The 3661-nt window shown below is 59.1% G+C and carries 3 protein-coding genes and 1 pseudogene; all 4 read right to left on the bottom strand.

Annotated elements, in window-relative coordinates; translation table 11 throughout:
* A partial coding sequence (locus tag NW863_RS00630) for a BPTD_3080 family restriction endonuclease (RefSeq protein WP_414363842.1) occupies positions 1-2087 on the bottom strand: 2087 nt, incomplete at its 3' end.
* Complete coding sequence (locus tag NW863_RS00625; RefSeq protein WP_414363841.1) at positions 2068-2493, bottom strand: HEPN domain-containing protein; 426 nt, start codon at positions 2491-2493, stop codon at positions 2068-2070. The genes NW863_RS00625 and NW863_RS00630, both read right to left, overlap by 20 nt.
* Complete coding sequence (locus NW863_RS00620; protein WP_414363840.1) at positions 2477-2797, bottom strand: nucleotidyltransferase domain-containing protein; 321 nt, start codon at positions 2795-2797, stop codon at positions 2477-2479. The genes NW863_RS00625 and NW863_RS00620 overlap by 17 nt, the downstream gene beginning before the upstream one ends.
* Positions 2794-3661 (bottom strand): annotated as a pseudogene (locus NW863_RS00615) (hypothetical protein); the annotation flags it as partial. The pseudogene NW863_RS00615 and the gene NW863_RS00620, both read right to left, overlap by 4 nt.

Here is a 3661-nt window from a genome sequence, read left to right as displayed (position 1 = left end):
TCAATGCGGCTGATCTGGGTCACGTCTGGCTTGCCTTCAAGAACTGGTGCCAGTTCTGCCACCTGCGGTGTCTGGGCAGCGTTTAGTTCTAGTGGCTGCACCTTTGACCAATCGAGAGTCAACGTTGGTTGAAGTACGCGCTCGATGCGCACCACATTTGGCCAGCGGATCTCAAACTCTGCTTTGGTCGGATCCGGCTCCACCGCGGTCTTGGGTGTTGGTGGTGGCGGCGGGCCATCTCCGCTATCCTCGTGCGGCAAGAAAGTGAAAGGCACACCGAAGATATTGACGTATTCGGGCTCGAGCAGCCCCGTTTGTGGGTTGACCTCGTAGGATGTGCGGCGCAAGCCTCGGCCCACAACCTGCTCGCACAGAAGTTGCGAAGTGAAGGCCCGTAGCCCCATGATGTGCGTCACGGTTTTGGCATCCCAGCCCTCGCTCAGCATCCCGACGGAAATGACATTCTGGATTTTCTCGCCGGGCTGCCCTACCTTACCCACCGTATCTACGATCTTTCGCAAACGTTCTGCCTGCTCTGCTTTGGTCAACTGACGTTCGACTGGTGCGTCTTCCTCTTCTCCATCCTCAGCCTCGTCTGAGGCTTCCACCACTGCAGTGGGCTCTTCCTTTGCCTCAGCCTCTTCTAACACCTTCGAGTCGATGTGCAGGATCCCTTCTGGGTTGCAGAGCTCGTCGATGGGAATGCGCCGTGAGTCGAAGGCGTGTTTCACCCGCGCCGCTGTCTCGGTTCGGTTACAGACGGTGATCATCACGGGCGGCGTGGGCAGGCCAGCTGCTTTCCAGGCCTTCCACGTCTCACGCCAGTCGTAGCCCAGCAAGTAGTAGGCGTTCAGCACCAGGTCGGGCAGCGGCTCCTCGGGGTTGGCCTGGCGGTTCAGGTCGTCCTTCACGTCGGGGTCGTTGTAGATGTGATAGAGCCGCGACTTGTAGGTCTTGGCATCCGGCACGGCATCGTCACGCACCACCACGCGCGGGGTCTTCACCAACCCCGATTCGATGGCATCGTTCAGCCCAAAGTCGCTGACGATCCAGCCGAAGAGCGCCTCCTCGCTGCTCTTTTTTCCCGACGGCGCGAAGGGGGTGGCGGAAAAGTCGTAGCAGGTCAGGATGCCGCGCGAACGATGCAGCCGGTCCAACCCGCCGATCCACACCGTGGCTTCTTCGGCGCTGTCTCTTAAGCCATGCTGGCGCAGATACTTACCTTCCGCCTCCCAGTTGACGCGCCAGGCGTGGTGGGCCTCGTCGTTGATCACCAGCAGGTTGCGGGCATTCGCCATCTCACCCAGCACCTCGCGGGTGTAGGCTTCGTCACTCTTTGCGCCGCGCTTGTCTACGCTTTTGCGCTTCTTGATCTGTTCCTCGCTCTCCCAGGCTAGGGCGTGCCAGTTGCGAATCAGCACTTTGCCCTGCCGCAGTTTGTCCAGCAGGGCAGAGGGCACAATGTCGAAGGCCTCGTAGTAGTTGCCTGCGCCCGCCGGTTCTAGAACAGCCAGTCGTTTCTTGACCGTCAGCCCAGGCGCAACGACCAGCACGTTCTTCGAGAAACGTGCGTCCTGTGGGTTCGCCACCTTGTTGAGGATGTGCCAGGCAATCACCATCGCCATGACGATGGTCTTGCCCGTACCAGTTGCCATCTTGCAGCACCGCCGATCAAAGTCCCCACCGTCGCCAGGGATCTCAATGCCCACCCGCTCGGCAGGCGGCGCCTCGGTTAGCCAAATGAGCGTCTCCACGGCCTCCAACTGGCAAAAGAAAAAGCGACGTCTGTTGAACTCCTCAGGGTCACGCCAGTGATCCAAGAGCCGCTTGGTGATACTAGTCACACCCGGGTAGCCTGCCTCACGCCAAGCCTTCACGCGCGGGCGGATCTGGTTGACCAGCGGAATCTCCACAAAGATCCCGGGATCGTCGAAAGACTTTGATCCGGGCGTTGCCACTACGTACCCTGCCGGGCGGCGGCCTTCGACTAGTTCAAATAGCCTTGTCTCGCGGTTGTAGCGCCAGTGTTGCCGCGGCTCCTCGTAGGGCGAGTTGATGATCAGGCGGTCAATGGTAGTCCGAGCCATTGCTTTTCTCCCGTTCCGTTGCTGCACTGACTTCTTCCGCTGCCCAACGGCGAATCGCTGTGAGCAGACTTGCCACCTCTTGTTGGGGAACAGGGGCAAATTCTGTGTCGTCGTAGCGAAAGGCAACAGCAAAAGGGTTGAGTTGGCGGAGTTGATCTTCCTCAACTGGCAACAAGATGCCCCGGTCACCAAGCAGACGCGCCAGCTTGACCAGGTCATGGGTGCGTGTAAATTCGATCTGTTGGGCAAACAAGACCGCCTTGAGAGATTTCTCTACCGCTTGCTGGGCATGGAAATAGAGGATAGAAGGGTGAACCTCCGGATCTTTTTTCAAAACTTCAAATGCCTTGAGGTCGCGATCGGCCAAGCGCAGGGATCGCCAGGCCTCTTCAAGATGGGGCTTCATAGAGGGCTCTTCCCTCCTTGCGCGCCCAGTACAGTACGGTGCCCGGAACCTGACTGCGCCGTTGGTATTCGGCCTCCGAATAAACCAGCAGATCAAGCCCTGGGCCAATCGAGCCCACAGCTTTGTGCAAGCGGATCATTTCGCTATACGGGTCGGACACTTCTGGTTCAATCACAATAAGATCCAGGTCAGAGCCAGCGTCGGCGTCGCCGCGGCCATAGGAGCCAAACAAAAGTACGCGGCTGGGCTGTGCCACTGCCACGATCCGTTGAACAATTTCTTGCAGAGCTTGCTCGTCAATCATGTCTCCACCCTTATGACCTTCAGGCTCTCGATGCCCCGGTCATCCACGATCTTGACGGCAATGCGCTTGTGCTCGCCCGGTGCAAAGGGCAACGAGACTGTACCGCGGTACGCCTCAATCAGCTCCTCGTCGATTTCAGCTTTAAGGTTGCGCGCCAGCTTCGCCCAGCCATCCTTCTCGCCCGCCATTGGGAAAAAGACCTGCCGGGGATAGAGGCTGCGTCCGTCGTAGTCGGTATCGAGCAGCCAAAGAGCGATCTTGTCTGCGCTACCCGATTCAATCTGCCCGGTCTTGGTGTTGTAATAATCAAAACCGTGCACCACGACGCGCAACTTGCCTTCGTCAGTCCCCGAGGTGATGCGCTGCACTTCCACATCAGGTTGCCCAATCAACCAAAACGATTCGTTGCTGGCGCGCTTTTTCTTGAGGTCGTCGGTCAAGAGGTCGGCGTTCATTTTGACTTTGAGGAACTGCATGCCGGCCAGCTCGGGCTTCATCTCGTCAATATCCTTGGCCGCTTCGGGATCGAACTGGAAAGCGGCAAAGATCAGCAGCTTGGGTTTGGGAACAAGCATCCGTGCTTCTTCCCAGGCGTGCTCGACCTGCCGCTGCTCAAGTGGGCCATATTCCGGGCCAAAGGAGACGACCACGCGCATCGGGTCATAGGCTGGAGCCGACTCGCGCACAGTATTTGCCCCTTCGTCGCTTGGCCGCGTTTCCCCCTCGGCATGCAGCCAGCGACAGCCAGGAAGCGGCTCTAGGCGGGCAAAGCGGATGTATTGCCCGTTCTTGCCGCGAATACCGGTGCGCAGCAGCTCGTCGCGCCATTCGGCCTGGCGCAGGGTCTCGCCGGAGCGGGCAATG

Source organism: Synechococcus sp. B60.1 (assembly GCF_047462555.1).
In the GTDB taxonomy this organism is placed as follows: Bacteria; Cyanobacteriota; Cyanobacteriia; order Thermostichales; family Thermostichaceae; genus Thermostichus.
This window is presented reverse-complemented; position numbering and strand designations above follow the sequence as displayed.

Bases quoted from the DNA above. Each gene is read 5' to 3' on its own strand.
- NW863_RS00625 (WP_414363841.1), bottom strand. From the start codon at position 2,493: ATGAAGCCCCATCTTGAAGAGGCCTGGCGATCCCTGCGCTTGGCCGAT.
- NW863_RS00620 (WP_414363840.1), bottom strand. From the start codon at position 2,797: ATGATTGACGAGCAAGCTCTGCAAGAAATTGTTCAACGGATCGTGGCA.